The following is a 5,686-nucleotide window of genomic DNA, read 5'->3' as shown; positions in this document are numbered from 1 at the left end:
CCCTATACACGCTTTCCAGGCGTGCTCCTTCGACCACTCGGACATCTCTCCATATTATTAAAACTCTCTATTAACTTAAATATAATAAGTTGTTCAATACCAAAATCTTTGATTTTGAATTGCTTATATAGCTATTTAACTTAACTACTGCTATATATTATCATATACCAATAAATATTGCAAGATTTAAAAAGATGGCGGCTATTGTAAAGACATCCAATTAAAAGTTAAATAATTAATAAGGTGATTTAAATTTTACTTAATTATTTTAACCTAAATTAAAATTTTAATTATTAAAAATTATTATTTAAAATAAAAAGTAGGTATAACATACCTACTTAATTTATATCTATGCTTGATTTTTATTCTTTTTATTAACCCAAATAATAAGTCCTATACCTAATACTATTCCGATTAAACTTACTATTTGTGCAGTTCTCAGTCCCATAAACATTAAACTATCAGTTCTTAACCCTTCAATAAAGAATCTTCCTATAGAATACAGAATCATATATCCTCCAAGGATAACTCCATCTTTTCCTTCCTTTTTCTTTAAAAGAATATAAACTAATATTCCACAAACTAACAAATTCCATATAGACTCATATAAGAAAGTTGGATGATAATAAGTACCTTTAATTAACATTCCTTGTTGTATAAACTCTGGGAATTTGCTTATAAATTCTTGAGTTACAGGTCCACCATGAGCCTCTTGATTCATGAAGTTTCCCCATCTACCTATAGCTTGTGCCAAAATAACACCTGGCATTATTACATCAACATACTTTAAGAAATTAATCTTTCTATACTTAGCAAAGACATATCCTGCTAGTAATGCTGCTATTACCCCTCCGTGAATAGCCATTCCACCATTTCTAATATTTATCATATCCTTAAATGAATTGAAATTTTCAAATTCAAAGGCTACATAGTATACTCTTGCCCCTATTATTGATATTGGGAAAGTAACTAAAAATGCATCTATTATAGTATCGTAATTTAGATCTTTTTTCTCTGCTAGTATATATATTAATAGCATAGCAGCAACAACCCCCATAGAAATTATTACTCCATACCACCTTATTTCTAAACCAAATACATTAAACGCTACTGGATTCATCTAATCCCTCCTTATATTTCTTTTATTTTTAAAAAATCTTGTTAATAAACTACTGCATTCTTCATTATAACACCATTTTACATCAACTTTCCAATTGAATATATCATAATCTAATAAGTTTACAGTAGATCCACAGGCTCCCATATCTTTATTAAAGGTTCCTATATATAACTTTGATATTCTACTTTGAGCTATTGCAGCTGCACACATAGGACATGGTTCTAATGTTACATACATTTCACATCCTGATAGTCTCCAGTTATTTAATTTCTTAGATGCTTCTTTAATGGCTAGTATTTCTGCATGAGCAATAGTTAAATTTAAACTTTCCTTTAAATTATGATTTCTAGCTATTATTTTTCCATCCTTAACTATAACTGCCCCAACAGGCACTTCCCCTTTACTAAAAGCCTTTGTGGCCTCTTCTAATGCAATTTCCATAAAGTCCATTTACAATACCTCTAATTATATTATTATATAAATTTTCCAACTTTTAAAGTGATTTTATTACATATTAAAGTATAACATCGCTTTAAACAATCTAAAATTAATAGTTTATATTATTAATTAGGGCCGTCTTTCGACAGCCCTATAGTTTTACTAAGTAAATATTCTAACTCTTTTAATTCTATTTTTATCTATTTCTTCTACTATAAACTTAATATTATTTATTTTCACTTCTTCATCTTGTTCTGGGAATCTTCCAAGCTCTCCAATAACTAATCCACCTACTGAATCAAACTCTTCTGATTCCATAGTCACGCCTATTAATTCACCAATATGATCAAGTCTTGCGCTTCCATCTACAATATATTCATCTTCCTTAACTACTATAATTTCATCATCAACTTCATCATCATATTCGTCTTCGATTTCACCAACTACTTCTTCTATTAAGTCTTCAATAGTAACTATACCAACATTTCCACCATACTCATCTAATACAACTGACATATGGTTTCTTGTACTTTTCATTTCATTAAATAACTCAGTAATTTTCTTAAATTCATAAGTATAATAAGGCTCTCTCATATAATCTGAAACCTTAAAGTTTTCCTTACTTTCAAAAGCTATTATTAGATCTTTTACATTTAATATACCAATAACATTATCTATAGTTTGATTATACACTGGTATCCTAGAAAATTGCTCAGTCTTTATTATATCTATTACTTCATCGTAAGTAGCATTCATATCTACTGCAACTACGTCTACTCTTTGTACCATTACATCTTTTACTTGAGCATCTGCAAATTCAAAAACGTTAAAAATCATTTCCTTTTCAACATCTTCAAGTACGCCCTCTTCTTCACTTACACCAACCATTGTTTTTAATTCTTCTTCTGTAATAAATGGTTCTGTAGCCTTAGGATCTCCTCCTAAAAGTCTAATAAACAAACTAGATATAGCAGTAAATATAAATATAAACGGTCTAAAAACCTTAACTACTATATTTATAATCTTACTTACCCTTAATGCAACCTTTTCAGAATTCTGCTTAGCTATTGACTTAGGAGTAATTTCACCAAATATTAAAACCAAAATAGTCATAATAACAGTAACTAATCCAACTCCACTTTCTCCAATAGTTTTAACTGCAATTGATGTTGCAAGTGCAGATGCACCTATATTAACTATGTTATTACCAATTAATATCGCTCCTAATAACCTGCTTGGATCTTCAGTTAGCTTCTCAACTAACTTAGCCCCCTTAACTCCCTCATCTACCATATGTCTTATTCTAATTTTACTTAGTGCCATTAAGGCTGTTTCTGACATAGAGAAAAATCCTGACATAATTAATAATATTACTAATAATATTATCTGCCACGTATAACTCTCCAATTTAATTCACCATCCTAAATTTTTAATAATTTTATTTTTCTATTATATCATATAAAAAATTCAAAAAATTAATTTTAATAAAAATTTTAATCAGTTAGTATGCTAATTTCTTATCTTCCCTGCTATCCTATACTACACTTCTTATCCACTTGCCTGATTTTAGCCTACTTCTTTCAAAGATTATTTTTATAAATTCTTCTGAACATATTAAGAAATACACTGCTGTAACTGGTAGTGATAATACTATTGCTCCTATGAAAGCCATAGGTACTGCATAGAACCAAATTGTTCCTAGTTGTACTAATGTAGAGTAAAGAGTATCTCCGCCCCCTCTAAATATTCCAACTATCATAACTACGTTATAAGATCTTATAGGGCATATCAATGCCATTATTCTTAAAACAGTTACAGTTGCTTTAAAAGTCTCAGCTTCTACATTAAAAGGTCTTACTATAGCAGGTGCTAATACCCATAATGCTATACCTATAATTAACCCTAAAGCTGGAGCAACCTTTCCTATCTTATGTGAATAATCTACTGCTACTTCTTCTTCATTAGCCCCTATCTTATTACCTACCATAATAGCTGCTGCTGAAGCTAATCCTATACAAAGCACCATAAACATATTATTTAATGTAGTTGCAATCTGCATAGTAGCTACTGCACTCGTCCCTATTTGAGCATATGCTATAGAAAATGCAGTCATTCCTAGTGACCATAATAATTCGTTTGCTATAACTGCTATTGATGTATTGAAATAAGTCTTTACAAAGCTAAAGTCAAAAGCAAATAATTCTTTAATTTTTGAAGCTACTATATTATTTTTTACATAAATCATATAAATGATATAAGCTAACTCTAAAGCACGAGCTATAGAAGTAGCTAAAGCAGCTCCAGCAACTCCCATTGGTTTAGCCCCTAGATTACCAAATATAAATACCCAGTTTAAGAATGCATTACATATAACACCTATTAAACTAGCATACATTGGAACTTTAGGTTGTTCTGAGCTTCTTAATGCTGATGAAAAACCTTGAGTGAAATTAGTAAAGATAAAAGTGATTCCTATTATTCTTAAGTATTGACTTCCAAGTTCTATTACCATTGTATCTCTAGATAATAATCCCATTATTGGCTCAGCAAAAATAAGTGCAGCTCCACCAAATACTATAGATGCTATAAATCCTATACTTAAGTCTAATCCTAATACCTTCTTTATACTTTTAACATCTTTCTTTCCCCAATACTGAGACATAAATACACTTGCTCCTGCATTTATCCCTGAAAGGCATAACGTAAAAATAAAGAAGTATTGATTAGCTAGTCCAACTGCAGCAATTGCTTCTTCTCCTAACTTTCCTATCATTAGGTTATCTACTAAGTTTAATGATGATGTTATAAAGCTTTGTAATGTTATTGGCAATGCCAATGTCAGCATCGTTGTTATAAAAGCCTTATCTTTAAATACTTTTCTCATGACTTCCTCCTAGGTTTACTATTAAATTTTTATTTTTTACAAAAGAAAAAAGAGCAAATGGGTAGTCAAGCCGCCCATCTGCTCTTTGCTTACGTATAATTACTCTTGATATTTTCTTATAATAAAAGAAGTTTGTCAAGATAATGGATTCTAAATTAACTATAGCTTCTTCATTAATTGAAATAAAAGTTATAAAAATTTCTAAGAAAAGATTTTAGAAGATAATAAATAATAGGATGAATATATAGATTAAAAATAAATAATAGTATAAGAAAAAGTAAGAATTCATTATGTTCATAGTGAATTCTTACTTTTTATGAAGTTTACTTAAATTTAAAACACTTATATTATTAACAATATTAAGACGATATTTTCACGACTTTATACAAGCATCTCAACTGTCCCTATAAACATTTAATTATAATGATTAATTTGTTAAATATTCTTCCAGTGTCAATCCATTATCAGTTATTTCTTTTGCTGGCCCTACACCTACATATCTTAAATGCCATGGTTCATAATTATATCCAGTTATATCTTCTTTCCCCTTAGGATATCTAATTATAAAACCATAGTTACTCATATTTTGCGAAAGCCATTTAAATGCATCTGACTCTTCAAAGTTACTCTCTAAGGAAAAATAGCCCTCAGATGCTACATCCATTACTAATCCAGTTTGATGTTCACTAGTCCCAGGTACTGCGACATATTTATTAGTATAATCTTGTCCTTGTGTAGCTACACTATTATCATATACACTTTGTTGATACTCATAAGATCTATATCCTGAAATTCCATAAAGAATTATTCCATCTCTCTCAGCATCATTAAACATATTTTCTAAGGCATTAGCAGCTTCTAACCTCATATTCTTATCCATATCACTAGAAGCATTAAACCTAACATATGGCACAGTTAAATCATTGGGTACATATTTATGACTAATTTTATTCTCCTTATTTACTAAAATTAAATATTCATTTTTTCTATTATATAATGTTGCCATCACTACAGCAATTAATAATACTCCACATAAAATAGAAACTAGTAATTTAACTTTTCTCTTTCTCTTTTTCCTCTTTCTTATATTTAAATTGTTCTTACTTATATTTTTATTTTTAGTAATCATATAAATTTCCTCCTAATGTGTAACACTTAAAATCTGAAAGTTGGAATTATATTAAATCATAAATTTATCAAAAGATTGTCCAACTTATTTTTAATAGTGTAAATTAATATATATT

The 5,686-nt window shown here is 29.1% G+C and carries 5 protein-coding genes; all 5 read right to left on the bottom strand.

Annotated elements, in window-relative coordinates:
* Positions 1-349 precede the first annotated feature (349 nt).
* Positions 350-1,120: a prolipoprotein diacylglyceryl transferase gene (gene lgt / locus E6248_RS12175; RefSeq protein WP_316341071.1), complete on the bottom strand. Its 771-nt coding sequence runs from the start codon at positions 1,118-1,120 to the stop codon at positions 350-352.
* Positions 1,121-1,570 carry a nucleoside deaminase gene (locus tag E6248_RS12170; protein WP_316341070.1) on the bottom strand — a complete coding sequence of 150 codons (450 nt, stop codon included), beginning with the start codon at positions 1,568-1,570 and terminating at the stop codon, positions 1,121-1,123.
* Between the two features lie 150 nt (positions 1,571-1,720).
* Entirely contained in the window at positions 1,721-2,965 is a 1,245-nt protein-coding gene (locus tag E6248_RS12165; protein ID WP_316341069.1) for a hemolysin family protein, read from the bottom strand.
* A gap of 127 nt (positions 2,966-3,092) precedes the next feature.
* Positions 3,093-4,442: an MATE family efflux transporter gene (locus E6248_RS12160; RefSeq protein WP_316341068.1), complete on the bottom strand. Its 1,350-nt coding sequence runs from the start codon at positions 4,440-4,442 to the stop codon at positions 3,093-3,095.
* 427 nt (positions 4,443-4,869) lie between these two features.
* On the bottom strand, positions 4,870-5,571 hold the full coding sequence (locus E6248_RS12155; protein WP_316341067.1) for a M15 family metallopeptidase: 702 nt from the start codon (positions 5,569-5,571) through the stop codon (positions 4,870-4,872).
* Between the last annotated feature and the right edge of the window lie 115 nt (positions 5,572-5,686).

It is taken from the genome of Clostridium sp. (assembly GCF_032552055.1).
Lineage (GTDB): Bacteria > Bacillota > Clostridia > Clostridiales > Clostridiaceae > Clostridium.
This window is presented reverse-complemented; position numbering and strand designations above follow the sequence as displayed.